This is a genomic window from Mycobacterium sp. (assembly GCF_965229265.1).
GTDB lineage: Bacteria > Actinomycetota > Actinomycetes > Mycobacteriales > Mycobacteriaceae > Mycobacterium.
Genome location: NZ_CBDDIY010000010.1, coordinates 363,353 through 388,888, shown reverse-complemented (window position 1 = coordinate 388,888; position 25,536 = coordinate 363,353). Strand labels below are relative to the sequence as shown.

Sequence of the window (25,536 nt, the reverse complement as noted above, 5' to 3'; positions counted from 1 at the left end):
ACATCAGCACGGGGAGCTTTCGGGAGCAGCGCATGAACTCACGAGTGTCCGAACTTGCAGCGTCGCAGGGCGATGCCATCGATTCGCGCTATCACCCCTCGGCTGCGGTGCGGCGTCAGTTGAACAAGGTCTTTCCCACGCACTGGTCGTTCCTGCTGGGGGAGATCGCCCTCTACAGCTTTGTCGTGCTGCTGATCACCGGTGTCTATCTGACCCTGTTCTTCGATCCGTCGATGACCGAGGTGACCTACAACGGCGTGTACCAGCCGCTGCGGGGTATCGAGATGTCGCGGGCCTACGCCTCGGCGTTGGACATCAGTTTCGAGGTGCGGGGCGGCCTGTTCGTCCGCCAGATCCACCACTGGGCGGCGTTGATGTTCGCCGCGGCGATCATGGTGCATTTGGCCCGGGTGTTCTTCACCGGGGCATTCCGTCGCCCGCGTGAGGCCAACTGGGTCATCGGCTCGCTGCTGCTGATCCTGGCGATGTTCGAGGGTTTCTTCGGCTACTCGCTGCCCGACGATCTGCTGTCGGGCACCGGCATCCGGGCCGCGCTGTCGTCGATCACCCTAGGTATCCCACTGATCGGCACCTGGATGCACTGGGCGTTGTTCGGTGGCGACTTTCCGGGGACCATCCTCATTCCGCGGCTCTACGTCGTCCACGTGCTGATCTTCCCGGCAATCATGCTGGCGCTCATCGGGATTCACTTGGCCATGGTGTGGTTTCAAAAGCACACCCAATTCCCCCGCCCGGGTGCGACCGAGCAGAATGTCGTGGGCGTGCGGGTCATGCCGGTGTTCGCCATCAAATCCGGGGCGTTCTTCGCGATGATCGTCGGGCTGCTCGGGCTGATGGGTGGCTTACTGCAGATCAATCCGGTCTGGCAGCTCGGCCCGTACAAGCCCTCGCAGGTGTCGGCGGGCAGCCAGCCCGACTTCTACCTGATGTGGACCGACGGGTTGATCCGGTTGTGGCCGGCCTGGGAGCTCTACATCGGCCACTACACCGTCCCCGCGGCCGTCGCGGTCGCCGTGCTGATGGGCCTGATCTTCCTGTTGCTCATCATGTATCCGTGGATCGAGAAACGGGTGACTGGGGAATCGAAAAGCGGTGGGGCGCATCATAACTTGTTGCAGCGGCCCCGCGATGCCCCGGTGCGCACCGGTGTCGGGGCGATGGCGATCGCGTTCTATATCGTGCTGACCTTCAGTGCGATGAACGACATCATCGCCTACAAGTTCCACGTGTCACTCAACGCGACAACCTGGATCGGGCGCATCGGCATGGTGGTGCTGCCCCTGATCGTGTTCTTCATCGCCTACCGCTGGGCGATAGCACTGCAACGCAGCGATCGTGAGGTGCTCGAACACGGTGTGGAAACCGGCATCATCAAACGGCTCCCGCACGGCGCCTACGTCGAGATCCATCAGCCGTTGGGCCCCGTCGACGACCACGGCCATCCGATTCCGCTGGACTACCAGGGCGCCCCGGTGCCCAAGCGGATGAACAAGCTGGGGTCGGGCGGCGCACCGGGCAGCGGAGGTTTCCTGTCCGCCGACGCCCCCGCCGAGCAGCGGGCCCTCGCCGAGGCGGCCGAGGCCGCCGAACGCCGGGCGATTGCCGTCCTGCGGGACCGCCAGGATCGCGACGGGTCGCCGAACTGAGGCGGACCTACAGCTCGACCGGCATCGGGTAGACGCCCCAGATGTCGTCGCAGTACTCGGCGATCGCGCGGTCGGAGGAGAACTTCCCGCTGCGGGCGGCGTTGAGGATCGACATCCGCGACCAGGCGTCGGCGTCCAGCCAGGCGGAGCTGACCCTGGCCTGGCAGTCGACGTAGGACCGGTAGTCGGCCAGGACCAGGAACGGGTCGTGGTGAATCAGGTTATCCACCACGGGCCGAAGGATATCGGTGTCACCGTGGGTGAATGTGCCGTCCAAGATCAGCTCGAGCACTTCGGCCAGTTCCTGGTCACGTTCGACGTAGCTGGCAGGACGGTAGCCGTCGGCCTGGATCCGCTCGACCTCTTCGACGGTCAGCCCGAACAGGAAGAAGTTCTCGGCGCCGGCCTCCTCGCGGATCTCCACGTTGGCCCCATCGAGGGTGCCGATGGTCAGCGCACCGTTCATCATGAACTTCATGTTGCCGGTGCCGGAGGCTTCCTTACCGGCGGTGGAGATCTGCTCAGAGAGGTTGGCCGCCGGGTAGATCAGGTGGGCGTTCTGCACGTTGAAGTTCGGCAGGAACACCACTTTCATGAAGCGGTTGACGTCGGGATCGTTGTTCACCGTCGCGCCGACGGCGGTGATCAGTCGGATGATCCGTTTGGCCATGAAATAGCCGGGCGCGGCCTTGCCGCCAAAGATAAAGGCGCGAGGCGCGATCGCGAAACCCGGGTTGCGCTTGAGCCGGTTGTAGAGGGTGATGATGTTCAGGACGTTGAGGTGCTGACGTTTGTACTCGTGGATCCGCTTGACCTGAATGTCGAACATCCAGGTGGGATCCAACTCGATGCCGGTGGTGGAGTGCACGAACTCGGCGAGCCGCTTCTTGTTGGCGCGCTTGACCTCTCGCCAGCGTTGCCGGAATGCCGGGTCCTCGACGTAGTTCTCGAGCTGGCGTAGCCGATCGAGTTCGGTCAGCCAGCCGTCGCCGATCGTCTCGTCGAGCAGGCCGCGCAGCCCGGGATTGGACAGCGCCAGGAAGCGACGCGGTGTCACGCCGTTGGTGATGTTGCCGAAGCGTTCCGGCCACATCTCGTAGAAGTCTTTGAGCACACTGGCTTTCAGCAGTTCGGAATGTAGCGCCGCGACCCCGTTGACGGCATGGCTGCCGACGGTGGCCAGGTGGGCCATCCGAACGCTCTTGCCGCCGTCCTCGCCGATCAGCGACATCCGACGCAGCCGGTCCTCGTCGCCGGGGAACCTGTCGCGCACCTCGTCGAGGAAGCGTTCGTTGATCTCGTAGACGATCTCCAGGTGCCGGGGCAGGGATTCGGAGAAGATGCCCAGCGGCCAGGTCTCCAGCGCCTCGGGCAGCAGCGTGTGGTTGGTGTAGGCGAACGTCGCCAGCGTGATGTCCCAGGCCGCGTCCCAGGTCAGGTGGTGCTCGTCGATGAGCAGCCGCATCAGTTCGGCCACCGCAATCGACGGATGGGTGTCGTTGAGCTGGATCGCCCACTTCTGCGGCAGCGCCTCGAGCGGAAGGCCGGCCCGGTCGGTGTGGATGCGCAGGATGTCCTGCAGCGAGCACGACACGAAGAAGTACTGCTGCTGCAACCGCAGCCGCTTGCCCGCATCGGGCTCGTCGTTGGGGTAGAGGACCTTCGAGACCTTCTCGGCGACGACCTCGTCCTCGACCGCCTTGTAGAAGTCGCCGGTGTTGAACGCCTCCAGGGCGAAGGATTCGACGGACCGGGCGCTCCAGAGCGTGAGCGTGTTGCACGTGTTGACGCCGTAGCCCTGGATCGGCGTGTCATAGGACACCCCCTTGATGACCTGCTGCGGGATCCACCTGACCCGATGGTGACCGGCCAGATCCTCGTACTGCTCGGTGTGCCCGCCCCAGTTCACGATGTAGCTGGCGTCCGGCTTATCGATCTCCCACGGGTTTCCGCGCACCAACCAGTTGTCGGTCTTCTCGACCTGCCACCCGTTCTGGATCTCCTGGTCGAAGATGCCGAACTCGTAGCGGATGCCGTACCCGATCGACGGGCGCTCCAGGGTTGCCAGCGAGTCGAGGTAGCAGGCGGCCAACCGACCCAGGCCGCCGTTGCCCAGTCCGGGCTCCTCTTCGCAGGCCAGGATCTCGTCGAGTTCCTGACCGAGCTCGGCCAGTGCCGCGCGGGCCTGGGCCTCGATACCCAGGTTCAGCAGGTTGTTGCCGAGTTGCGGACCCATCAGGAACTCAGCCGAGAAGTAGCACGTCACCTTGTTGGACAGGTCGAGCCAATCCTGGGTGGTCGCCATCCAGCGCTGTTGCATGCGGTCGCGTACCGCCAGCGCGAGCGCACGGTAGTAATGCTCGGCCGTGAGCGCGGCGGCGGGCCGGGCGATCGAGTAGGTGAGGTGGTCGCTGATCGCGCGCCGCAGCGCGTCTGCCGACAGGCCGGTGCGGCTGTGCTCGTGCGGCCGGCCCGCGCCCTGCCCATCGTCGGGGTCGGCGACTTCACCCGGCGCGGTGTTCACGACATCGGTCATTGCCTGCTCCCTGTTCCCAGACCACTGCTCGATCCGATTGCGGACCCGAAGTCTGGCATCACCGTGTTGCGGCAAGGCGAGGTCCACGAGTCGCTCCCGTGAACTATCGCTCATCAGCGTGCGCGGCGCGCGCCAAGGAATCCAGGGTCGGGCAGTGGGCAACTGTCAGTGTCTTGCCGCGCCAGCCGAATGGGGGCTATACAGTTTTGCAGAACTGTTTACTGCCGCATATCGGCGCCGCGACAAGATCGGACACGACAATGACGTCGACAGTGGAAGCGGGCGGCCAGCTCGTCGGGTTGGCCCGGGGGATGCGTGACCTCGTTGCGGCGCAGGCCGCCGCATCGGAGAGGCAGCGCACCTTGACCCCGGCGATCGTCGACGAGATGTGGGCCAGCGGTCTGATGTCGGCGTTCAATCCCGCCGCGGCGGGCGGGGTGGAACCCAGCTTCGGCGAGATGATCGAGACCTGGATCGAGATGGCGTGGCAGGACGGGTCCTTTGGCTGGGTCGGGATCGCCAACCTGCCCTCGGCATTCGCCGTGGCGGCCTACCTGCCCGACGCGGGCTTCGCTGAGGTCTTCACCGCCCACGACAACCACGTCACGATGGGTGGGCAGTTCTTCCCCAACGGGCAGGGCATCGCGGTCGACGGCGGCTACCGGCTGACCGGATCGTGGAGCTTCGGCTCGGGCACCGGGCACGCCGAGTACGTCTGCGCCGGTTTCTTCCCGATGGTCGACGGTCAGCCGGTGATGGGACCGGGCGGACTGCCCGACATGCAGGTGGCAGTGATCCCACGCGAGCAGGTCGTCTTCAAGGATGGCTGGCATGTGCAGGGCCTCAAGGCCACCGGCTCCTACGACTATGGCGTCGAGGACGTGTTTGTTCCGGAGCACCGGACGTTCCCGCTGTTCTCCACGGTGCCGCACCGGGGTAGCTCGGCGCCCACCCGGATGGGCCTCATGCCGGTGACGGCGGCCGGTCACGCGTCGTGGGCGCTCGGTGTGGCCAAGAGCATGCTCGATGATGTTCAGGAACTCGCCGCGACCAAGTTTCGAATGAGCGACATGGCTTCGCTGGCGAGCCGGCCGACCTTCCAGAAGGATCTGGCCCACCATGTGGCGGCATGGCGCGCGGCACGGCTGCTGGTGCTCGATGCCTTCGGCACCGCCGAGGCTGCGGTGGCCGCCGGCGGCGAGCTGACCCCGATGCTGCGCGCGGACATGCGGGTGGCCGCGGTATATGCCACCGATGTTGCGCGGGGCGCCGCCGAATGGGCGCATCTGGCCGCCGGCACCACCTCGATCCGGGAAGGCAGTCGGCTGGAGCGCGGATTCCGCGACATCTACACCGGCACCCAACACGCGTTCATCAGCGAGAAGGTGGCCATGGACGCTGCGCAGATCTGGCTGGGCATCATCGAGGACCAGCCCGGGCTCTAGGCGGCCCACCGCACCGCTCTGCCTGCGGGCGACGCGCCATACCGACAGATGGCATTGCCAGGCGACGGAACGCCGGAGTTGTGACAATCTGTCACCCGCATGAGACTTGGCACCACGGCGGTTGCCAGGAAGCGGGGTGTGGGTGTCGGCAATAACACGTGAGGCCGGGTTGCCGGGTCCAGATGATGGTCGGATGGGCACGACTCCGGCGCTGCTGGACCACATGGCGATCGCCTTCGCCGATCACCCTGCCCTGATCGCGCCGGACCGCAGCTTTACCTACGCCCAGCTGCGCGACGAGGTTCGTAGCACCGCGGCGGCGATGATCGGGCTCGGCGTGGCCCACGGTGACCGGGTGGCGCTGTGGGCGCCGAACACCTGGCACTGGGTCGTCGCCTCGTTGGCCGCGCACTATGCCGGCGCCGTCCTGGTGCCGCTGAGCGTCCGCTACACCGCCGAAGAGGCTGCCGACATCCTGTCCCGCACGTCTGCGTCGGTGCTGATCGCGATGAGCGGGTTGCCGGCCGCTGACCAGGTGATCGGGCAGGACCGCGCTGCCCTTCCCGCGCTGCGCCACATCATCCGCACCCCGCTCGACGACACCACCGCGGGTTCGGGCGACGATACGTGGGAGCATTTCCTGGCCGGCCCCTGGGCGCCTCGAACAGAGGTCGACGCCCGTGCTGCGGCGGTGGGGCCCGGGGACGTGGCCGACATCCTGTTCACCTCCGGCACGACCGGGCGCAGTAAGGGAGTGGTCTGCGCGCATCGGCAGTCCTTGTCCGCCTCGGCCGCGGGGGCGGCCGCGTGCGGGCTGACCAGCGCGGACCGCTATCTGTGCATCAACCCGTTCTTCCACTGCTTCGGCTACAAGGCCGGCATGCTCGCCGGCCTGCTCAGCGGGGCAACCCTGGTGCCACAGCTGCGGTTCGACCCCGAGCTGGCCATGGCGACGATCGCCGAACAGCGCATCACCTTCGTCACGGGCCCCCCGACGGTGTTCCAGACGATCCTTGACCATCCGGAGCGAGCGAACTACGACTTGAGCTCGCTTCGGTTCGCCTTCACCGGTTCTTCGACCGTGCCCATCGCGCTCGTCGAGCGGCTACAGCGTGAACTCGACGTCGACGTCGTACTGACCGGCTACGGGTTGACCGAGGCCAACGGGTTCGGTACCGCCTGCCAGTACAGCGACGACGCCGTCACCGTGGCCACCACCTGCGGTCGGCCGATCGCCGGTTTCGAAATGCGGATCGACTCCGCCGCCCATTCGACCGGCTCCGACGGTGTCGGGGAGGTGTTGCTGCGCGGGCCCAACGTGATGCTGGGGTACCTTGACGACCCGGCAGCCACCGCCGAAGCTATCGACGCCGACGGCTGGCTGCACACCGGTGATATCGGCACCCTCGATGAGGCCGGCAACCTGAGGATCACCGACCGGCTCAAGGACATGTACATCTGCAGCGGGTTCAACGTCTACCCGGCCGAGGTGGAGCAGGTCCTTGCCCGACTCCCCGGCGTCGCTCAGGCCGCTGTCGTCGGGGTTCCCCATTCGGTACTCGGCGAGGTCGGCCGGGCCTTCATCGTCACCCAGCCGGGTGCGACGCTCGACCAAGCGTCGGTCATCGCCTGGACCCGCAAGCACCTCGCGGATTTCAAGATTCCCCAGTCCGTCGCGTTTGTCGGGGAGCTCCCGCGCAACGCCAGCGGCAAGGTGATGAAATCGCGGCTGCGGGAACGCGGTTACGCCGTCGACGGGAATGCCGAGAGGCCATGCGAGATCGTCGCCCCGGGTCTGGGTGGACCCCCGGTGGGATCGGTGGAGAACTGGGTCGCCGACGCGTGGCAACTCCTGCTGAACATCACCCGACCCGGCCGGTTGGACAGGTTCACCGACCTTGGCGGGGGCTCCCTGACGGCGATCGCCTTCTCCCGGATGCTGGCAACCCAATTCGGCGTGACGATGTCGCTGGACCGGCTCGCCGAATGCCCGACCATCGCCGAACTGGTAGCCAACCTCGAACCCGGAAGCAGTGAACAACGCGCACCTGTCGTCACACTGAGGGCCGATGAGTCGGGGCCGGTGTGTGTCATGGCGCCCGGCATCGGCGGGCACGCCTGGGTGTACGCCCCGCTGGCCGCGGCACTCGACGGCCCCTGCGACGTGGTCGCCCTGAGTTTCATGGATCTGTACCAGGACTCGGCAGAACAGCTGCGGGGCCGGATCCGGTCGGCGGCACTGACGGTCGCGCGCCAGGCGGCTGCCGCGGGTCGTCCGGTCGTCGTGGTCGGGTATTCCTTCGGCACCATGGTCGCCGTTGACCTGGCCCGCTGCCTGGACGAGCAGGGTGTGGCGGTCGCGCAGCTGCTGCTGCTGGACCCGAGTCCGCTGGGGTCCAGTCGCCCGTGCTGGGTCGACACCTACCTGGAGGAGCTGACCAGCCCCGCCGACACTGCCAGCGGCGCGGTGCTGTCCGCGGCCGCCCACCAGCTCGAAGCGGACATCACCGTGGTGGCCAGCGCGCTGTACGACGCGTACATGGACGGGTCGATCCGTCTTCCCGCCAGCCGGGTAGCGTTGCTTCGGACGCGCGAAATGGTCGGCAAATATGGCTCTGACGCAACGATTTTCGGAACCGATCCGTCGACGATCGAGTGGACGACCGTGGATATCGGTCACCTCGCTCTGATCCGCCTGCCCGGCGTCAACGAGGTTGCGCGCTGGGTGGATGACCAGCTTGCCAACGTTGTCGTGGTCGCTTCGTTGAGCGACTTCGGTGGGCCAACGCCGGCAAGCCGGTCCTGATCGCAATCATCGGGTTCGTCCGCGCCCGGAATTACCGGCATTTTCCGCGCGCCGCCGGGCACCCGGCACTACAGTCAGCAAGCTATGACCGACTGGTCCGATCCGCGGCTACCGAGCCATCGATCGAGCCCCCGACAGCTCAAGCGGATGAGCCGTGATTTCGCCGGTGTCGGTGTCGGCATCCCGCCGGAGCGTCTGCAGCAGATCGCCAAGGGCGAGTCGGCTACCGACGACGAACTCGTCGACGTCACTTTCGCGCTGACCGCGACGCAGCTGCTCAGCGAGCAGCGGCGATCGAAACGTGGCCGCGCCCAACGCCGATGCGTTCACTGGCTGATTATCGGCGCCGGCGTGCTCATCGCGCTGAACGTGCTGCTGTGCCTGGGGTTGGCGCTGTTCATCCTGACCCAGCACACAACTCCGTACTGATCAGCCGACCACGTGCTCGTCGGCGACGTCGAGTGCCTTGTCCAGGATCGCCAGCCCCTCGGCGACCTCGGCGTCGGTGATGTTGCACGCCGGGACCGCGTGGATCCGGTTGAAGTTGGCGAAGGGCAGCAACCCGCCGGATTTGCAGGCGGCCAGCACCGCATTCATCGCCGGGCTGGAGCCGCCGTAGGGGGCCAGCGGCTCACGGGTCTGCTGGTTGGCCACCAGCTCGATCGCCCAGAACACGCCGAGGCCACGAACCTCGCCGACCGACGGGTGGCGCTGGGCCAGCTCGCGCAGACCGGGGCCGAGCACCTGCTCGCCGATCCGGGCAGCGTTGGCCACCATGCCCTCGTCCTCCATGGCGTTGATCGTCGCCACTGCGGCGCCGCAGGCCAGCGGATGCCCCGAGTAGGTCAGCCCGCCCGGGTAGGCGCGATCGGCGAACGTCGCATAGATCGCGTCGTTGATGGCCACGCCGCCGAGCGGCACGTAGCCGGATGTCACGCCCTTGGCGAAGGTCATCAGGTCCGGCACCACGTCAAAGTTCTGGATTGCGAACCACTTTCCAGTCCGCCCGAACCCGGCCATCACCTCATCGGCGATGAAGACGATGCCGTGCCGGTCGCAGATCTCCCGCACGCCGGCCATATATCCGGGCGGGGGCACCATGATGCCCGCCGTGCCGGGCACGGATTCCAGGATGATCGCCGCGATCGATGCCGGGCCCTCGTGGGCGATGAGCCGCTCCAGGTAGTCCAACGCTCGCTGCGACTCCTGCTGCTCGTTCTCGGCGAAGAACGACGACCGGTACAGGAACGGACCGTTGAAGTGCACGACGCCGCTGCTGGCGTAATCGTTGGGGTAGCGCCGCGGGTCGCCGGTGAGGTTGATCGCGGTGTCGGTGCCACCGTGGTACGAGCGGTACCTGGAGAGCACCTTGTAGCGGCCGGTGTGCAGGCGGGCCATCCGCACTGCATGCTCGACGGCGTCGGCACCGCCGTTGGTGAAGAACACCCGGTTCAAGTCACCGGGGGTCCGCTCGGCGATCAGCCGGGCGGCTTCGGACCGGGCGGCATTGGCGTGCTGCGGTGCGATGGTGCACAGCTTGGCGGCCTGCTCGGCGATGGCGGCGACGACCTTCGGATGCTGATGCCCGATGTTGGTGAACACCAGCTGCGAGGAGAAGTCGAGCAGCTTGTTGCCGTCACCGTCCCAGACGTAGGAGCCGTCCGAAGCCACGATCGTCATCGGCTTGATCTGGGCCTGCGCCGACCAGGAGTGGAACACGTGCTGCCGGTCGAGTTCGTAGGTCCGGGCGGCTTCGGCGCGGGCGGTGTCGATGTCCTGGCCGTTGGGCAGGACATGGGACTGGGTAGCAGTCATATGCGTGTGTGCCTCTTTCTAGCTCAGTGGTTCTGCGGGAAGCCGAGGTTGATACCGCCGTGGCTGGGATCGAGCCACCGTGTGGTGACCACCTTGCCACGGGTGAAGAAGTGCACGCCTTCGGTGCCGTGGGCATGGGTGTCGCCGAACAGCGAACTCTTCCAGCCGCCGAAACTGTAGTAGGCCGTCGGAACCGGGATCGGCACGTTGATGCCGACCATGCCGACCTCGACCTCGTTCTGGAAGCGCCGCGCGGCCCCGCCGTCATTGGTGAAGATCGCGGTGCCGTTGCCGTAGGGGTTGGAGTTGATCAGCGCCAGCGCCTCGTCGTAGGTGTCGACCCGCAGCACTGAGAGCACCGGCCCGAAGATCTCGTCGGTGTAGACGCTCATCTCCGGGGTGACGTTGTCGATCAGGGTGGGTCCCAGCCAGAAGCCGTCTGCTTCCCCGTCGACCTGGGTGCCGCGGCCGTCGACGACGATGGTGGCGCCGTCGGCTTCACCCGCGTCGATGTAGGAGGCGACCTTGTCGCGGTGGGCCTTCGTCACCAGCGGGCCCATGTCGGTGTTGCGGGTACCGTCGCCGATCTTCAGTGTCGTGGTGCGCTCGGCGATCTTGGCGACCAGCTCGTCGGCGATCGGTCCGACCGCGACTGCCGCCGAGATCGCCATGCAGCGCTCACCGGCCGAACCGAAGCCGGCGTTGACCATCGCGTCGGCGGCCAGGTCGAGGTCGGCGTCGGGCAGGATCACCGCATGGTTCTTGGCGCCACCCAGGGCCTGCACCCGCTTGCCGTGCAGGGTCGCGGTCGAGTAGATGTACTGCGCGATCGGGGTCGAGCCGACGAAGCTGACGGCCTTGATGTTCTTGTTGGTCAGCAGCTCGTCGACGGCGACCTTGTCGCCCTGCAGCACGTTGAACACTCCGGCCGGCAGCCCGGCCTCGGCCCACAGGTTGGCGATCCACAGCGCGGCCGACGGATCCTTCTCAGAAGGCTTGAGCACCACGGTGTTTCCGGCGGCGATGGCGATGGGGAAGAACCACATCGGCACCATCGCGGGGAAGTTGAAGGGGCTGATGACGGCCACCGGGCCGAGCGGCTGGCGGATCGAGGCCACGTCGACGTTGGTCGACGCGTTCTCGGTCATCCCGCCCTTGAGCAGATGCGAGATGCCGCAGGCGAATTCGACGACTTCCTGACCCCGGCTGACCTCACCGAGGGCGTCGGAGAGCACCTTGCCGTGTTCGGCGGTGATGATCGCGGCCAGCTCTTCCTTGCGGGCGTTGAGCAGCTCCCTGAAGGCGAAGAGCACCGTCGTGCGCTTGGCCAGCGAGGTGTCGCGCCAGGCCGGGAACGCGGCGGCCGCGGCGGCGATAACTGCCTGCGCGTCGGCGACGTCGGCCAGCGCGACCTGGCCGGTGATCTGACCGGTGGCGGGATTGGTGACCGGCGCGGTGCGGTCACTGCTGCCGGCGAAGTTCTTCCCGTCGGCCCAGTGGCCGATGGTGCGGACGCGGGTGTTGGGCGCAGTGAGGGTCATGCTGTCGATTCTCGCGGCTGGCACCACCCATCCGTGCCGACGATATGTAAGCAATTCGCCGTGAACTCTTACACTATGTAAATGCAGCTGACGCTCCACGACATCTTGGACCTGCCGACGGTCCGGGCCGGCGACCCTGAGGTGGTGTGCTCGGGGCCGCTGGATCGACCGGTGCGCTGGGTTCACGTCAGCGACCTGCCAGACCTGTCGGGCCTGCTGACCGGGGGCGAGCTGGTCCTGACCACCGGGCAGGCGCTGGCGGACCCGGCCCGCCGCGACGCCTACCTGCCGGGCCTAGCCGCCGCCGGTGCGGTGGGGGTGGTGGTCGAGCTCGGGCTTCACATCGATGTGGTGCCGGAATCGGTTCGGGCCATCGGCGCGGCGCTGGCGCTTCCGGTGATTGCCCTGCACCTCCCGGTCCGCTTCGTGGAGGTCACCGAGGACGTCCACCGCCGGATCGTTGCCGATCAGTACGCCGAGGTGGCCTACGGCCAGCGGGTACACGAGGCATTCACCGCGCTGAGCATGCAACGCGCCTCGATCGACCAGATCGTGAAGGCCGCGGCGGAGATGCTCGATACGCCGATCGTGCTCGAGGACCTCAACCGGCAGGTGCTGGCGTTCGACGGGCGGTCCGTACCGGTGTCGGTGCTGCTCGGCGACTGGGAGCGGCGGTCGCGACTCAGCGCCGACGGTGCGTGGACGGCCTGCCGGGTCGGCCCCTATCGGGAGGAGTGGGGCAGGCTGATCGCCCCGCGGATCGCTGAGGCCGACGGGCGGACGGTGATGACGCTCGAGCGCGCGGCGCAGGCGCTGGCCCTGCACCGGATGGTCGAACAGAACCGCAGTTCGCTGGAACTGCGCGCGCAGAGCGGCCTGGTCGACGACCTGCGCCGGGGCCGGATCGTCGATGAGGCCGAGGCGACCGCCCGGGCTCACGCGCTGGGGCTGCGGCCGGCGCTGACCTACGTGCCACTGGCGGCCCGGCTGTGGGAGGCGGCCGGCGCCGACCAGGTGGTGGTCCAGCAGCGGCGGGTGCGCACGCTCGACGCGATCATGCATACCGTCCGCGCCGCCGGTCACACCGGCCTGGCCGCGACCCGCGATGACGGCCAGATCGACTTGGTGCTGGCGCCGCAGCGTGCCAGCGGCCAGACCGGCTCGCTGGAAGAGGTTCTGGGTGACGTCTGCTCGGCGATCCGCCGGTCGATCACTCGCGTGGACGGGGTCAGCGAGTGCGTGATCGGGGTGGGGCCCGAATCCAGCCGGCTCATCGACGCCGTCGGCGGCCTGCGCGAGGCGGGCCACGTCGCCGAGGTTGCGATGTCGTTGCCGTTACCCTTGCACGACAAGCCTTTTCATCGCGCCGCCGATGTACGCCTGCGGGGTCTGCTGTCGCTCATCCGATCCGATCCGCGAGTCCAGGCATTCGCCGAGACGGAACTGGCCGGGTTGCTGGCCCATCGCGCCACACACGGTGACGAGGCGTTCGACCTGCTGCGCGCATTCCTGGATGCCGGCGGCAACAAGGCCGAGCTTGCCCGCACCTTGCACATGTCGCGCCCCACGCTGTACTCCCGGTTGGACGCACTGCAACGAATCCTCGGGCTGGACCTCGATGACGCGGAGTCCCGGACTTCGCTGCACGTGGCGATGCTCATTCTGAATCCGGCGGGGGAGTAGCGCGCTGCACCCGGAACTACTGTGTGGCCGGCGCCTCGGCGGTTCGCCGTTCGTCTTTCAAACGTTCCTTGCTGCGCAGCAGCCGCAGCAAGGTCACCAGCACCAGACCGCCGACGACGTTGCCGGCCAGGGTGTAGCCGAACCAGCCCAGCCAGTCGAGATAGCCGAACGGCGCCGCGCCGGTGGCCAGCGCACCGAAGATCAGGAGCGAATCCAAGATCGAATGAAACAGCTGGAGGCCCGCCAGCAGGAAGGCCCCGGCCACCGCAGCCGCGATCTTGCCGGGCATCGAGTCGGTGCCGTGCTGCATGCGCGTCATCAACGTGATGGCCATCCCACCCAGCACGGCCAGCGCCACGTTCTGCACCGATGGCGGCGCGGTCGCGAAATGCCCTGCGGACTCCACGGTTTGCGCATGGAGTTTCGGTAGTGCGGTGATGATCAGCCACATGATGACCCAGCCGCCGACGAGGTTGGCCACCAGCGTGCCGCTCCACAACTTCCCCAGCTGTGCCAGGCTGGCCCGCTTGGCTGCCACCGTCGTGACTGGTACCAGGAAGCCCTCGGTGAACAGCTCGCTGCGGCCGAGCAGCAAGGCGAGGAATCCGATCGAGAACGCCAGGCCCGCGAGCAGCTGATTGTGTGTCTCGTGCAACACGCTCAGGTAGGCGAGCACGCCCATCGCGACCTCGGTTCCGCCGAAGAAGCCGGTGATCAGAACTTCCCGCCAGCTTCGGTGCAGACGCTGGCTACCTTCGTCGACCATCCGGGTGAAGGCGTCTTCGAGTTCGTCCTCGATGGGACTATCGGACTCGCCGAGTTGGCGCTGGCTCGTTTCGCTCACGACGGTCCTCTAAGTCGACGGTGTCGGACCGTACGGGGTACCCGCGCGTGGCGCCGGCGACACGGTGGGGCGGCGGTCCACTCGTTGCGTCGTGTCGGCGGGCTCGCCGGGGACCCGGGTTTCAGGAATTTGCCAACGCCTGCCGCGGCGGCGAGGCGTTGCTGCGGGTCGCCGATCACCGGCCCCGAAGGCGGGTGCCGGGCGCCCCGGTGAACGGACCGTCAACCCGATGGCGGGCCACCGGGAAATGGCAACTGATCGGGCAACAGACGGCACCACTTCGGACACCGTTGCGTCACGGTTCGGCTAAAACCCCTGCTCACCTCGCGGGCGTGGTGAGCAGGGGTCCGCTGTTTGCTGTAGAAGTTACAGAAGTGACCTCTGTGGTCGGGGGAGTTTTGCTCTCGAGGCGTTCCCGGCGCGAGGAGTAAGTCGTGGGCCGGCGGTGCGACGCAACGTCACCGCGGTCCCGGAGAGGTGGAGATGATGATGATTAAACGGTTGTCCGTATTTGCAATCGCCCTGGCGATGCTGTTCGCCATCCCCGGTCTGGTGTCGCCCGCCAATGCCGCGCCGGTGAGCCGCGACCAGTACGTCAAGATCGTGATCGATCGCGGGCTTGCCCAGCGCGGAGTGCCGTACTCCTGGGCCGGTGGGGACATTACCGGTCCGACCCTGGGCAAGGGAACGGGCGCGACGACCGTCGGATTCGACTCTTCGGGCCTGATCCAGTACGTGTATGCCGGTGTCGGGGCCAAGCTGCCGCGGTCCTCGGGTGACATGTACAAGGTGGGCGAGCACGTCACGGCGGATCAGGCGCTTCCGGGCGACTTGATCTTCTACGGACCGGACGGCACGCAAAGCGTGGCCATGTTCTTAGGCAACGGACAGATGCTGGAGGTCACCGACACCGTCGTAGCGGTATCGCCGGTGCGCACCGCCGAGATGGCGCCCTACCTGGTTCGCGTCATCGCCTAGCCCGACGTGGTGTCGAGCTGCAATCGCGCAACAAACCGAGCTGACCACCGCCCACACCCGAACAGCCGGGTGCGGCCGGTGGTCAGCCCCGTCTATGCCTAGGCGCAGTCGGTGCACACCATGCTGGCAGCATCCGCCAGCCGGCTGCGGTGATGCACCAGAAAACAGCTGCTGCAGGTGAACTCGTCAGCCTGCTTGGGAATCACCCGCACCGTGAGCTCCTCGTCGGAGAGGTCGGCGCCGGGCAGCTCGAAGGATTCCGCGACATCGCTTTCATCGACGTCGATCACGGCCGTAGCCGCGTCCTTGCGCCGACCTGCCAGGTCTTCCAGCGATTCTTCCTCAGGCTCGGCCTGGGTGCGCCGGGGGGCGTCGTAATCAACCGTCATGGTCCGTGCCTTTCAGATCGTTCCGCGTGCAACTGTGGCGTCAACGCGGCCGAATGCGACATTGTTCCCGATCCCGGCGCTCGCTAAACACCGGTTTTCCGCCCGATCAGTCCCGCCACCCCTCTGCGGCCTGTTCCTCGAAGGTCCGGTCGATCCTTTCGAACCTCCGCCGGATCGACTCCCGCGAGTTTCGGTGTGGCAATACATAGAGCCGATTGGCCTCGACAGCGTCGGCCGTCAGCCGCGCGACCGCCGTGACGTCGAGCACCACGTCGTCGGTGACATGGTCTGACAGCGAAGCATTCTCGGCTGGCTGCGCGGTGTCCCCGGCCCGGCTCCGCTGGGAATTGGCGGACAGATTCGTGTCCACCAGCATCGGACACAGCACCGAGACTCCGATGCCGTCGCCGCGCAACTCACGCGACAACGTCTCGGCCAGGGCGACCACACCATACTTGGCAACGCAGTACGGACCGAGCCCGACGTTGGCGACCAGTCCCGCGAACGACGCTGTGAACAGGATGTGCCCACCGTCGCGCTGGTCTCGTAACCGGGGCAGGAACACCTCAACCCCGTGGATGGGGCCCCACAGGTCGATGTCGATCAACCAGCGCCAGTCGTCGTGGGTCATGTCCGCGACGGGGCCAGCCAGGGCGACGCCGGCGTTGTTGAACACGATGTGCACTGCGCCGTGAAGCCCGAATGCCTCGTCGGCGAGGTTCTCGACGTCCTCGATGCGGCGGACGTCGCACACCACGCCGTGCGCGGTGAATCCGTCGGCTCGAAGGCCCGACACCGCATCGTCGAGTGCGCTTCGGTCGACATCACCGAGCACGACGCGGGCGCCGCGCTGGGCGAATTCCCGTGCTGCGGCCAGTCCGATACCGCTGGCGCCGCCGGTGATCACCGCCGCCCGGCCCTCGAAACTCTGCACGGCGGAGAACATAGCGCAGTGCACGCCCAAGGTGTCGGATCAAGGACGCCAGAGCGATTCCTGAGCCACGCTGGCGACCAGCGTGCCGTCATGACGCTGAATCGAGCCGCGTGCCAGGCCCCGCGCGTCGCTGTGACTCACGGCGACGGCGTCGTACAGGTGCCACTGGTGCGGATCGGTCGGGCGGTGCAGCCACAGCGCATGGTCGAGGCTGGCGGCGCCACCGGGACCGGGGGAGACCGCCCCAGGTGGGCGCGCCGAGGACACCAGGCCGATGTCGGAGATGAACGTCAACGCGCACGCGTGCAGGAGTGGGTCGTCTTCGACGGGTTCCCGGCTGCGAAACCAGAACGGCTGGTGAGGCCAATCGTCGGGTCTGCCGGGCGGAACCCGGATCTCGAAGTGATCAGCCCACTGTTCGCGCAGTGCTGTGACCGACGTCGCCTCGGCCAGCGGCGTCGTGGGCCGTTCCGGGCGCTGCCAGTCGGTAGTGGTCTCGGGCTGGTGAAAGGACGCCATCATCTCGAAGATCGCCGAGCCGTCCTGCGCGGCGGTGACCCGGCGGGTGTTGAATGAGCGCCCGTCACGGGTGATCTCCACGGTGAACTCGATATCGACGCCGATCCGGCCGCCCCTGATGAAGTACGCATGCAACGACTGCGGGATACGCGCGGGATCGACGGTGGCGCCCGCAGCCGCCAGCGCCTGCGCGGCGATCAACCCGCCGAACAACCGGGGGCCGACCCCCAATGCCGCCGACGTCCGGAAAGACCCGGCGTCATCGTCGAGCCGGACCAGCTCGGCGATCCAGCTCGCCATGTTCTCCCCGCGGTAGTGGTGGTCGAAATCGAATTCACGATAGCCGTTGGTGCCGCGGCGGGAGCCGGCAGTTGCCGGCGTCGCCGTGCTTAGACTGCGCTCATGGATCGCGGCCACAGCGACGCCCCCGAGGGGCTGCTGCGCATCGAGGACTGTCTGGACCCCGACGGCGGCGTGGTGTTGCCACCGGGTGTGACGCTCATCTCGCTGATCGAGCGCAATGTCGCCAATGTTGGTGATTCCGTTGCCTATCGGTACATCGACTACAGCCATTCATCGGACGGTCAGGTCTCCGAATTGACCTGGGCGCAGCTCGGCCGCCGCCTGCTGGCCGTCGGCGCCCAGGTCCAACAGGCTGCGGCCCGGGGTGACCGGGTGGCCATCCTGGCCCCGCAGGGTCTGGACTACATCACCGGGTTCTTCGGGGCGATCAAGGCCGGAACCATCGCCGTGCCGTTGTTCGCGCCTGAGTTGCCCGGTCACGCCGAGCGCCTCGGCACCGCACTCGGTGATTCCGAGCCGGCGCTGGTGCTGACCACCTCGGCCGTCGTCGACGGCGTCACGGCGTTCCTGGCGAAGCTCCCGGTGAGTCGACAACCGCGGGTGCTGGTCATCGACGACATCGAGGACTGCGCCGGAGACGGGTTCGTCCCCATCGACATCGACGTCGACGATGTATCACACCTGCAGTACACCTCGGGGTCGACCCGCCCCCCGGTGGGAGTGGAGATCACCCACCGAGCCGTCGGGACGAACCTGATCCAGATGATCCTGTCGATCGATCTGCTCGATCGAAACACCCACGGCGTCAGCTGGTTACCGCTTTACCATGACATGGGGCTGTCGATGATCGGATTCCCCACGGTCTACGGCGGGCATTCCACGCTGTTGTCGCCAACCGCGTTCGTCCGCCGCCCGCAGCGCTGGGTGCACGCTCTGTCGGCTGGCTCCCGCGAGGGCCATGTCGTCACTGCCGCACCGAATTTCGCGTATGAATGGACCGCACAGCGCGGCCTGCCCGACGCCGGTGACGACGTCGATCTGAGCAATGTCGTGATGATCATCGGTTCCGAGCCGGTCAGCATCGACGCGATCAGGACGTTCAGCGCGGCGTTCGCACCACACGGGTTGACCCCTACGGCGTTCAAACCGTCCTACGGCATCGCCGAGGCGACGCTGTTCGTCGCCACGATTGCTCCGACGGCCACCCCGACGGTGGTCTATGTGGACGGCGTGGAGTTGGCGGCCGGGCGTGCCGTGGTGGCCGCACCCGGGGATCCCGATGCCGTCGAACAGGTTTCGTGCGGTCAGGTCGCCCGCAGCCTGTGGGCGGTGATGGTCGACCCGGAAACCGGCCGGGAGTTGCCCGACGGCGAGGTGGGCGAAATCTGGTTGTCCGGCCACAATATCGGCCGCGGCTACTGGGGACGGCCCGAGGAGACACTCGAGACATTCGGCGCCGAGTTAACCGCGCGGTGCAATGCAGGCAGTCACGCCGAGGGAACGCCCCCGGCCGCGAAGTGGCTGCGTACCGGCGATCTGGGTTTCTATCTCGACGGCGAGCTTTATGTGACCGGGCGTATCGCGGATCTGCTGACCATGGACGACCGTACCTACTATCCCCACGACATCGAGTCGGCCGCAGCGGCCGCCTCCCCGCTCGTCCGGCGAGGTTATGTCACGGCATTTTCCCTGCCCGCCAACGAGATCCCCGACTTCGATACCGACGGTTCCGCCGAGCAGCTGGTGATCATCGCCGAGCGGGCTGCGGGTACCAGCCGTGCCGACCCGCAGGCCGCGATAGCGGCGATCCGGGCCGCGGTAAAGGAGCGCTACGACATCGCCGCTGCCCGTGTTCACCTGGTGCCGGCGGGGACGATTCCGCGGACCACCAGCGGCAAGCTGGCCCGCCGTGCCTGTCGCTCCGCGTATCTCGCCGGGCAACTGGCCGCACACTGACCATGTCTGCGTCCTGGCTGGCCGCCGGCGCCGTCCTCACCGTGGCCGCGGCCGTGTGGGTGTCGGTGCCGGCGGCCTCGGCCGGTGGCCCCTCCGGCTCGCTGAAGGTCTGTACCACCGGCGATTACCGTCCGCTGACCTACCGCGATCCGGTCACCGGGCAGTACAGCGGCATCGACATCGACATGGCCGTCGACCTCGCCGCCCACCTCGGACGTGAGCCGGCTTTCGTCGCGACCACCTGGTCCACGCTGTCGAGGGACCTGGCAACCCCGGGAAAATGCGACATCGCTATGGGCGGGATCACCGACACCCCGCAGCGCCGCCGGATCGCCGAATTCACCGAGCCCTATCTGTCCGGCGGGAAGGTGCCGTTGACGTCGACCGCCGCCGCCGACCGATTTTCCTCGATCGATCAGATCGACCAGCCGGGCGTACGGGTGATCGAAAACCCCGGCGGCACCAACGAGCAGTTCGCCCGGGCGAGCTTCCCCGCCGCCGACATCACGATCTGGCCCGACAACACCACGATCTTCGATCAAGTGGCGGCCGGAAACGCCGACGTCATGGTCACCGACTCAATCGAGGCGATCTACCAGTCGTCGCGGAATCCCGGGCTAGTCGCGGTGCGCCCGGATGCGGCCTTCACCGCCGAGCTCAAGGCTTACATGCTGCCGCCGGGAAGCCCGATCCTCGGGCAGGCGGATGCCTGATTGCGCCAGGCGCTCCATGACGGCACCTTCGCCCGCAGCTATGAGCGCTGGCTGGGCAGTCCCGCCCCTACCGCTGCGAGTTAGGGCGCCCGCCGGGTTAGATTCAGCGTCCCCGCCATCGGGGCGCGCGTTTCTCCCGCCAGGCTTGCAGGCCTTCGCCGACGTCCTCGGTGGCACCGGCGACTTTGCGCATCACCTCACCGAAGCGCACCGACTCGATCCAGCCCATGTCGGCGGTGCGCCAGGCCACCTCCTTGGTGGCCCGCTGCGCCAGCGGGGCCGCCGCGGTGAGGATGCGCGCCCACGCACGAGCCTCGGCGAGCAGGTCCTCGGGTTCCACCAGTTTCCACACCAGGCCGATTTCCTTGGCCCGCTCGGCCCCGATCGGCTTGCCGGTCAGGAGCAGCTCCATGGCATTCGCCCAACCGACGCGGTGCGGCAGGCGGATGGCCCCGACGATCGTCGGGACACCGAGGGAAACTTCGGGAAAGGCGAAGCTGGCCGCGGTGGAGGCGATCACGAAGTCACAGAACAGCACCCCGGTGAGCCCGTATCCCACGCAGGGCCCGTGGACCGCCGCGATGGTCGGCTTGAAGAGTTCCATACCGGACTCGAACGAGTTGATGGTCGGCTTCTCCCAGAACGTACCGCCGAAGGTGCCGACAGAACCTTCACCGTCTTTGAGGTCGGCACCGGCGCAGAACGTATCGCCATGCGCGGTCAGGATCGCGACCCAGGCTGCTTCCTCGTCGCGAAACCGATCCCAGGCCGCGTTGAGGTCCTGACGTAGTGCGCCGTTGATGGCGTTGCGCGCCTCGGGGCGGTTGAGGGTGATGGTGGCAACGTGATCGTCCAGCTCATAGGTGACGAGGCTCATCGCTGCACTCTAGTTTTGCCGCACCCCGGGCGGGATCGGCCTCCGGGGCAACAACAGCAATAAAGTTTTGGTAACGGCCATATTGTTTGCTGGATTTACACGATCTTGATTGTTAGCGAGCAAATTGTCGGTTTCTGGTGGTTCCAAATTGTCGCCTGGGCCTGTCCAGCAAACTTTTCTCTGTTACGGATAGGGAAAATCATCCGTTCGCGTTGATGAACGGCGAGACATGAGCGCAGGTAGTTGGTAATTTTCGAATGCGACAAATAGGAGGCCGTGGCAGGGATAGCTGTTAGCCAGCGAACCCGAATTGCTAGGCCACCGCCATTGATCGGGGGGGGGTCGGGGATGTCAGCAGAAACCCATCGGTCAGGCGCATCTGTGTCCCTAGGTTGCGGAAAAGCCAATACCGGCTCCTATGCCGGTTGCGTGGGTCGGGTCGGCGCGTTGGCGCTGGCATTGGGCATCGGAACGGCACTGGTCGGGCTCGGCACCGCACACGCCGATACCGGCGCCGGTGCTGACTCGTCGCCATCGGCGACGTCGTCGCAGGGGGGTTCGGCCACCGGCGGCACCGGGCGTCCCGCGCGGGTCCCGTCGTCCTCGCCGGGGAGGACGACGTCCGCCCGCGATGTGCGCTCGTCACGTTCGGTGGCCGGTGCTGACTCGGCAGCCCAGCCCCCGCGTGCGGCGGCTGCGCGGGCCGCGGTGCCGAATCGGGATTCAACGAGTGCGAACGCCGACCCGGTGGTGGCACCACCGGCCCGAGCGATCAGCAGCCAGGTCGCCACTGCCGCTGCGGAGGCACCGGCGGCGGCCGCCACCGCGGCGGCGCCGGCGGCGGCGAACAGCGTTGTGAGTGCCCCGGACCTCAGTGGCGCGTGGTCAGCCCTGGAGAACCTGGTGCACAGCATCAAGCTGCCCGCCCCGCCCCCGACTCCCCAGCTCTTGATGACTCTGCTGGCGTGGACACGCCGGGAGCTGGAGTCCCTGTTCGGCTTCACGGCCGCCAGCGCCGGTGGGCCGGTGGCATACTCGGAGACCATCACCGCGACCGATGCGGCGGCAACCGGGACCACCACCGTCACGATTGAAGCGGAGACGATGACGGTGGCCCCGGCCAAGGCCGGGTCCACGTTCTCCGACGTCGCGGCATCGGGGCGCAAGGCGCTCCTGCTGTCGACGAATTCGACTGCGTCGAAGACTCTTTCGCTGCCGTCTTCGACGAGCCTGGTCATCAGGGCTCGAGGTGACCAGTACAACGGTGCTCCGACCATGACGGTTTCGATCGACGGCAAGGTGGTTGCCACCACGTCGGTGACGTCAACCACGTGGGCCGACTACACCGTCCCGGTCTCGCTGGCCGCCGGACAACACACCATTAGCATCGCGTTCACCAACGACCTCCGGCAGTCAGCAGCCAAGGACCGCAACCTGCGCCTCGACAAGATCACGGTCGTGGCGGGTGCGACTAACCCGTCGACTCAGGCACCGCCCTACTTCCAGGCGGCGGACTGGCTGTGGAAGCCGATCCCGTCGAACCCAGTCCTGGCCACCAATAGCGCAACCTGGGTGAGTTATCTGGCCGCGGCGGGCGCCAAGCACGTGACCAATCTCTATGAGTACGGCGTCACCCTGGTTCCGTCCTCGGCGATCACCAGTTCGACGCCCCGATACGACGTCACGTTCACCGAGCCGTGGGGCAGCGACCCCGTCGGTTCCTACACCGTGCCAATCCCGCTGGGAACCAAAGTGCCCACGGGTTCGGATGGTCAGATCGCCGTCCTCGACCCCACCACAGGCAAGGCATTCGGCATCTGGCAGGCCAAGTACAACAGTGCCACCAACACCTGGTCGGGCGCGTGGGGCGGGGTGACCGATCTCAACGGCAACGGCGTCGATCAATCGGGCTCGGCGACCGGCACCAACATCGCTCGCTATGCCGGAGTCGTCACCGCAGCCGAGTTCACCACCGCGCTGGCCGCCAACTCCGGGATCAACCACGCGCTCTTCATTTCCAGTAATCTCGCCGGTTCACTGTTCACCGGCCCGGCCACCAAGTCGGACGGCACCAACATGGCCGGGGTGGCGGTTCCCATCCCCGAGGGCACCCGAATCCAGCTCGACCCGTCCCTCGACGTCGACGCCATTCCCGGCCTCACAGCCGCCGAGAAAGTGATCGCCAAGACGCTTCAGACCTATGGTGCCTATGTGGGCGACCAGGGCGGCGCGGCGATGGCCGTGAGCTTCGAGCTGGTCTCCGACGCAACCTCGGCGATGAACCCCGGGGCGGTGTGGTCTAACGCCGGGCTGTCGTGGGACTACTACGACATGAGCAAGATTCCCTGGTCAAAACTACGGGTGCTGGCGAACTGGGACGGGTCGGCGGGAGCCTGATCAACTGCGCCCGAGAGCGATCCGGGCACTGGGGTCGGCGACCGCTGTGACCATTGAGGTGCCGAATGCGCCTGCTTCGTCGAACAGGGTGGCATTGCCCACCGATATGCCGTTGGCGGCGTAGCGGTTGTCGGCCCGCACCCCGAGGAACTCGCTACGGGGAAGGCGGGCCAGAGCCACGGTCAGGTCGCCGTTGAGGAAACCGATCCCATTGGTGCCCAGATGCGTCACCAGATGGGTGACCGCCTCGGCGACGATCACGGCCCGGACGAACGGGGTGGCCTCAAGCCCGGCTACCGCGTCCAGCCCACGGTGGTAAGCACACTTGGGCTCGGTGTTCTGATGCTGCGGGCCCATCGGGCTCCACTCCACATCGGGGCTGCCCAGGTAGACGACATCGTCGGCGGGGGTGCTCAGGTCCGGCGGGGTGAACGTCGCCTCCGACTCCCATACCTGACCGGCCGGCGCCTGAGACTGCCGGTACTGCAGCAGCGTGGCGCGTGCCACGATCCAGTCGTCCTGCATGATGTCGCATTCGGCCGTGCGCATGCGCTGACCAAGCCGGACCAATCGGGTCTGGGTGCGGGTCGGGACCGCGCGGGCTGGTTTGAGCAGCTCGATGGTCAGCCGGGTGGGGGTGAACCCGAGGGCGCCGTACTTGCGTTCCAGGGTCGAGGCTGCCAAGCCCGCCAGGGCGGGCCCGCAGAGCGCACCGTCGGCCCAGCTAGGGGTCGCCGCCGGGGTGGGCCGGAAGACTCCGTTGCCCTGTTCGACGAAATACGCGGACCGGGTGCCGGTGCCCGGTGCCAGGGTTAGGTCGTCGTCGTAGATCACCGCGGTGCTGCTCATGATGGCCGCTCCTCGAAAGCGAAAGTAGGGGAGTCGCCGCTTTCTTGACGACTCACCGAGGAACTATGCCGGGCCCCACCGCTCTCCGGTGTCCGCCGATCGGAGGTACTCCGAGATGATTGTGCTGTCCTCCGATCGGGGGACAGCGCCGACCGGTCAGGCTTCCAGCCTGGCCCTAATGGTGGAAATACGGTGTCGCAGATCGTGTTCGGTGATCACGCCGCGGGCCACCAGCGAATGCGCGAGCGCGACCAACTGGTTTTCGGGATAGGGCAGCGCGGAGTAGCGCGTCGCGCAGAGCGTGTCTTCCTCGTCGCGGCGCTGCGTGAACGTCGGGACGTCGGGGGCGGCGCACGCGGCTCGGTCCAGAGCGTCGCACAGCCCATCGAGGCTGGTCTTCCACGGTGGTACCGGATTCTCGACGCCGTGCTTGGCGGCCATGACCGGCCACACCTGGTTGCGTTCCACGATCTGGTCGAGCGTCGCGATGTCGGTGGCGGCGGCCCGGGGGTGTGCGGGGGACTCACTCATGGCGGATGGCTCTCGAACTCAGTCGCCGACAGGATGGATCGCGGGCCGGGTGTCGGTGACGACATTCGTCGTCACGCCGGGCTTCGGCAGGGCAACGCCGATCAGGCAGTCACGGGTGATGATCTCGGTCAGCTCATCGACACCCCAGCCGTCGGTGCCGTCGGGGCGCATCGGCATCACCATGAACCGGTGTTTCTGGTTGGAATCCTGCACCCGGACCTCGACGTCGTCGGATAGGTACAGACCGAACTCTGCGAGTACCTGCCGCGGCCAGCGAACCAGCCGTCGCCGGTAGTTGGGTGTGCGGTACCACTCGGGCGAGTTGCCCAGGATGGGGCGCGGGTAGCAGGAACAGAGGGCGCAGACAATCACGTGGTGGACGGTCGGAGTGTCCTCGAGGATCTGAAACGCCGTAAAGTCGCTGGGGGTGCCGAAGCCGGTTGGCTCGAGCCAGTCGACGCCAACCTCCTTGCTGGCCGTCATCGGTTCGGCCAAGGCGAGTGATTTGAATTCCGGTTCCGCCCAGGCCCGGGCCACCAGTCGGGCGGCCGGAGTCGGGCCGATCTGCTCGGCGAACTCGGTGAAGCGGCGGTGCTCCTCGGCGGTGAATATGCCCTTCTCGATGCATAATTCGCGCAGCGCGATCTCGAGCACCTCGAAGTCGGTAATCTCATCGACCATCGGCTTGACGGTGCGGTCGTGGTCGTGGTCGTGGTCGTGGTGGTGGTCGTGATCTGACATATCGATCCGTTC

At 66.9% G+C, this 25,536-nt stretch carries 19 protein-coding genes and 2 pseudogenes; 10 read left to right on the top strand and 11 right to left on the bottom strand.

Annotation, left to right across the window (positions count from 1 at the left end; all coding sequences use genetic code 11):
• Positions 1 to 32 precede the first annotated feature (32 nt).
• Entirely contained in the window at positions 33 to 1,667 is a 1,635-nt protein-coding gene (gene qcrB / locus ADBZ9K_RS03950) for a cytochrome bc1 complex cytochrome b subunit (RefSeq protein ID WP_526618643.1), read from the top strand.
• Between the two features lie 7 nt (positions 1,668 to 1,674).
• Here the strand turns inward: qcrB and ADBZ9K_RS03945 are convergent, their stop codons facing one another.
• Complete coding sequence (locus ADBZ9K_RS03945) at positions 1,675 to 4,203, bottom strand: glycogen/starch/alpha-glucan phosphorylase (RefSeq protein ID WP_526618641.1); 2,529 nt, start codon at positions 4,201 to 4,203, stop codon at positions 1,675 to 1,677.
• Between the two features lie 260 nt (positions 4,204 to 4,463).
• Here ADBZ9K_RS03945 and ADBZ9K_RS03940 point away from each other — a divergent pair, with 260 nt between their 5' ends.
• The 4 genes and pseudogenes from ADBZ9K_RS03940 to ADBZ9K_RS03925 all read left to right on the top strand — a co-directional run bounded on the left by ADBZ9K_RS03940 (position 4,464) and on the right by ADBZ9K_RS03925 (position 8,883).
• On the top strand, positions 4,464 to 5,648 hold the full coding sequence (locus ADBZ9K_RS03940; RefSeq protein ID WP_526618640.1) for an acyl-CoA dehydrogenase family protein: 1,185 nt from the start codon (positions 4,464 to 4,466) through the stop codon (positions 5,646 to 5,648).
• Between the two features lie 193 nt (positions 5,649 to 5,841).
• A pseudogene (locus tag ADBZ9K_RS03935) lies at positions 5,842 to 7,386 on the top strand (FadD3 family acyl-CoA ligase); the annotation flags it as partial.
• On the top strand, positions 7,366 to 8,454 hold the full coding sequence (locus tag ADBZ9K_RS03930) for a thioesterase domain-containing protein (RefSeq protein WP_526620708.1): 1,089 nt from the start codon (positions 7,366 to 7,368) through the stop codon (positions 8,452 to 8,454). The pseudogene ADBZ9K_RS03935 and the gene ADBZ9K_RS03930, both read left to right, overlap by 21 nt.
• Positions 8,455 to 8,538: 84 nt before the next feature.
• A complete protein-coding gene (locus ADBZ9K_RS03925; protein WP_526618638.1) occupies positions 8,539 to 8,883 on the top strand; it encodes a hypothetical protein in 345 nt (114 codons plus the stop codon).
• Here ADBZ9K_RS03925 and ADBZ9K_RS03920 read toward each other — a convergent pair whose 3' ends face one another.
• On the bottom strand, positions 8,884 to 10,269 hold the full coding sequence (locus ADBZ9K_RS03920; RefSeq protein WP_526618637.1) for an aminotransferase family protein: 1,386 nt from the start codon (positions 10,267 to 10,269) through the stop codon (positions 8,884 to 8,886). It lies immediately after the preceding gene.
• A gap of 23 nt (positions 10,270 to 10,292) precedes the next feature.
• Entirely contained in the window at positions 10,293 to 11,810 is a 1,518-nt protein-coding gene (locus tag ADBZ9K_RS03915; protein ID WP_526618635.1) for a CoA-acylating methylmalonate-semialdehyde dehydrogenase, read from the bottom strand.
• 81 nt (positions 11,811 to 11,891) lie between these two features.
• On the opposite strand from ADBZ9K_RS03915, the gene ADBZ9K_RS03910 reads away from it, so the two are divergent.
• Positions 11,892 to 13,493 carry a PucR family transcriptional regulator gene (locus tag ADBZ9K_RS03910; RefSeq protein ID WP_526618633.1) on the top strand — a complete coding sequence of 534 codons (1,602 nt, stop codon included), beginning with the start codon at positions 11,892 to 11,894 and terminating at the stop codon, positions 13,491 to 13,493.
• A 16-nt stretch (positions 13,494 to 13,509) separates the two neighbouring features.
• Here ADBZ9K_RS03910 and ADBZ9K_RS03905 read toward each other — a convergent pair whose 3' ends face one another.
• Positions 13,510 to 14,337 carry a formate/nitrite transporter family protein gene (locus ADBZ9K_RS03905; protein WP_526618632.1) on the bottom strand — a complete coding sequence of 276 codons (828 nt, stop codon included), beginning with the start codon at positions 14,335 to 14,337 and terminating at the stop codon, positions 13,510 to 13,512.
• A 483-nt stretch (positions 14,338 to 14,820) separates the two neighbouring features.
• Here ADBZ9K_RS03905 and ripD point away from each other — a divergent pair.
• Positions 14,821 to 15,309: pseudogene (gene ripD, locus ADBZ9K_RS03900) on the top strand (NlpC/P60 family peptidoglycan-binding protein RipD); the annotation flags it as partial.
• A 104-nt stretch (positions 15,310 to 15,413) separates the two neighbouring features.
• Here the strand turns inward: ripD and ADBZ9K_RS03895 are convergent.
• From ADBZ9K_RS03895 to ADBZ9K_RS03885, 3 genes are all read right to left on the bottom strand, one after another.
• Positions 15,414 to 15,704, bottom strand: coding sequence for a DUF4193 family protein (locus ADBZ9K_RS03895; RefSeq protein WP_526618630.1), 291 nt, complete (start codon positions 15,702 to 15,704; stop codon positions 15,414 to 15,416).
• Positions 15,705 to 15,810: 106 nt separating this feature from the next.
• Entirely contained in the window at positions 15,811 to 16,638 is an 828-nt protein-coding gene (locus ADBZ9K_RS03890) for an SDR family oxidoreductase (RefSeq protein WP_526618628.1), read from the bottom strand.
• Between the two features lie 39 nt (positions 16,639 to 16,677).
• Complete coding sequence (locus ADBZ9K_RS03885) at positions 16,678 to 17,457, bottom strand: acyl-CoA thioesterase (RefSeq protein WP_526620706.1); 780 nt, start codon at positions 17,455 to 17,457, stop codon at positions 16,678 to 16,680.
• Between the two features lie 102 nt (positions 17,458 to 17,559).
• On the opposite strand from ADBZ9K_RS03885, the gene ADBZ9K_RS03880 reads away from it, so the two are divergent.
• On the top strand, positions 17,560 to 19,416 hold the full coding sequence (locus ADBZ9K_RS03880; protein ID WP_526618626.1) for a fatty acyl-AMP ligase: 1,857 nt from the start codon (positions 17,560 to 17,562) through the stop codon (positions 19,414 to 19,416).
• A 2-nt stretch (positions 19,417 to 19,418) separates the two neighbouring features.
• The gene (locus ADBZ9K_RS03875) at positions 19,419 to 20,129 is read left to right on the top strand and encodes a transporter substrate-binding domain-containing protein (protein ID WP_526618624.1); all 711 of its coding nucleotides are present in this window, start codon (positions 19,419 to 19,421) and stop codon (positions 20,127 to 20,129) included.
• 103 nt (positions 20,130 to 20,232) lie between these two features.
• Here ADBZ9K_RS03875 and ADBZ9K_RS03870 read toward each other — a convergent pair whose 3' ends face one another.
• Positions 20,233 to 21,006 (bottom strand): enoyl-CoA hydratase/isomerase family protein, encoded by a 774-nt coding sequence (locus ADBZ9K_RS03870; RefSeq protein WP_526618623.1) that lies wholly within the window; start codon positions 21,004 to 21,006, stop codon positions 20,233 to 20,235.
• Between the two features lie 429 nt (positions 21,007 to 21,435).
• Here ADBZ9K_RS03870 and ADBZ9K_RS03865 point away from each other — a divergent pair, with 429 nt between their 5' ends.
• The gene (locus ADBZ9K_RS03865; RefSeq protein WP_526618621.1) at positions 21,436 to 23,403 is read left to right on the top strand and encodes a carbohydrate-binding domain-containing protein; all 1,968 of its coding nucleotides are present in this window, start codon (positions 21,436 to 21,438) and stop codon (positions 23,401 to 23,403) included.
• On the opposite strand, the gene ADBZ9K_RS03860 is transcribed toward ADBZ9K_RS03865, so the two are convergent.
• The 3 genes from ADBZ9K_RS03860 to scnC form a co-directional block, all read right to left on the bottom strand.
• Complete coding sequence (locus ADBZ9K_RS03860; protein ID WP_526618619.1) at positions 23,404 to 24,252, bottom strand: acyl-CoA thioesterase domain-containing protein; 849 nt, start codon at positions 24,250 to 24,252, stop codon at positions 23,404 to 23,406. It abuts the gene before it with no gap.
• Positions 24,253 to 24,408: 156 nt separating this feature from the next.
• Positions 24,409 to 24,783, bottom strand: coding sequence for a thiocyanate hydrolase (locus ADBZ9K_RS03855; RefSeq protein WP_526618617.1), 375 nt, complete (start codon positions 24,781 to 24,783; stop codon positions 24,409 to 24,411).
• A gap of 18 nt (positions 24,784 to 24,801) precedes the next feature.
• A complete protein-coding gene (gene scnC, locus ADBZ9K_RS03850) occupies positions 24,802 to 25,524 on the bottom strand; it encodes a thiocyanate hydrolase subunit gamma (protein WP_526618616.1) in 723 nt (240 codons plus the stop codon).
• Between the last annotated feature and the right edge of the window lie 12 nt (positions 25,525 to 25,536).

Coding starts and splice junctions, on each gene's coding strand:
- ADBZ9K_RS03880 (WP_526618626.1), top strand. CDS start 17,560: ATGGATCGCGGCCACAGCGACGCCCCCGAGGGGCTGCTGCGCATCGAG.
- ADBZ9K_RS03940 (WP_526618640.1), top strand. CDS start 4,464: ATGACGTCGACAGTGGAAGCGGGCGGCCAGCTCGTCGGGTTGGCCCGG.
- ADBZ9K_RS03860 (WP_526618619.1), bottom strand. CDS start 24,252: ATGAGCAGCACCGCGGTGATCTACGACGACGACCTAACCCTGGCACCG.
- ADBZ9K_RS03915 (WP_526618635.1), bottom strand. CDS start 11,810: ATGACCCTCACTGCGCCCAACACCCGCGTCCGCACCATCGGCCACTGG.
- ADBZ9K_RS03920 (WP_526618637.1), bottom strand. CDS start 10,269: ATGACTGCTACCCAGTCCCATGTCCTGCCCAACGGCCAGGACATCGAC.
- ADBZ9K_RS03910 (WP_526618633.1), top strand. CDS start 11,892: ATGCAGCTGACGCTCCACGACATCTTGGACCTGCCGACGGTCCGGGCC.
- ADBZ9K_RS03930 (WP_526620708.1), top strand. CDS start 7,366: ATGAAATCGCGGCTGCGGGAACGCGGTTACGCCGTCGACGGGAATGCC.
- ADBZ9K_RS03875 (WP_526618624.1), top strand. CDS start 19,419: ATGTCTGCGTCCTGGCTGGCCGCCGGCGCCGTCCTCACCGTGGCCGCG.
- ADBZ9K_RS03870 (WP_526618623.1), bottom strand. CDS start 21,006: ATGAGCCTCGTCACCTATGAGCTGGACGATCACGTTGCCACCATCACC.
- ADBZ9K_RS03945 (WP_526618641.1), bottom strand. CDS start 4,203: ATGACCGATGTCGTGAACACCGCGCCGGGTGAAGTCGCCGACCCCGAC.
- ADBZ9K_RS03895 (WP_526618630.1), bottom strand. CDS start 15,704: ATGACGGTTGATTACGACGCCCCCCGGCGCACCCAGGCCGAGCCTGAG.
- qcrB (WP_526618643.1), top strand. CDS start 33: ATGAACTCACGAGTGTCCGAACTTGCAGCGTCGCAGGGCGATGCCATC.
- scnC (WP_526618616.1), bottom strand. CDS start 25,524: ATGTCAGATCACGACCACCACCACGACCACGACCACGACCACGACCGC.
- ADBZ9K_RS03885 (WP_526620706.1), bottom strand. CDS start 17,457: ATGGCGAGCTGGATCGCCGAGCTGGTCCGGCTCGACGATGACGCCGGG.
- ADBZ9K_RS03855 (WP_526618617.1), bottom strand. CDS start 24,783: ATGAGTGAGTCCCCCGCACACCCCCGGGCCGCCGCCACCGACATCGCG.
- ADBZ9K_RS03925 (WP_526618638.1), top strand. CDS start 8,539: ATGACCGACTGGTCCGATCCGCGGCTACCGAGCCATCGATCGAGCCCC.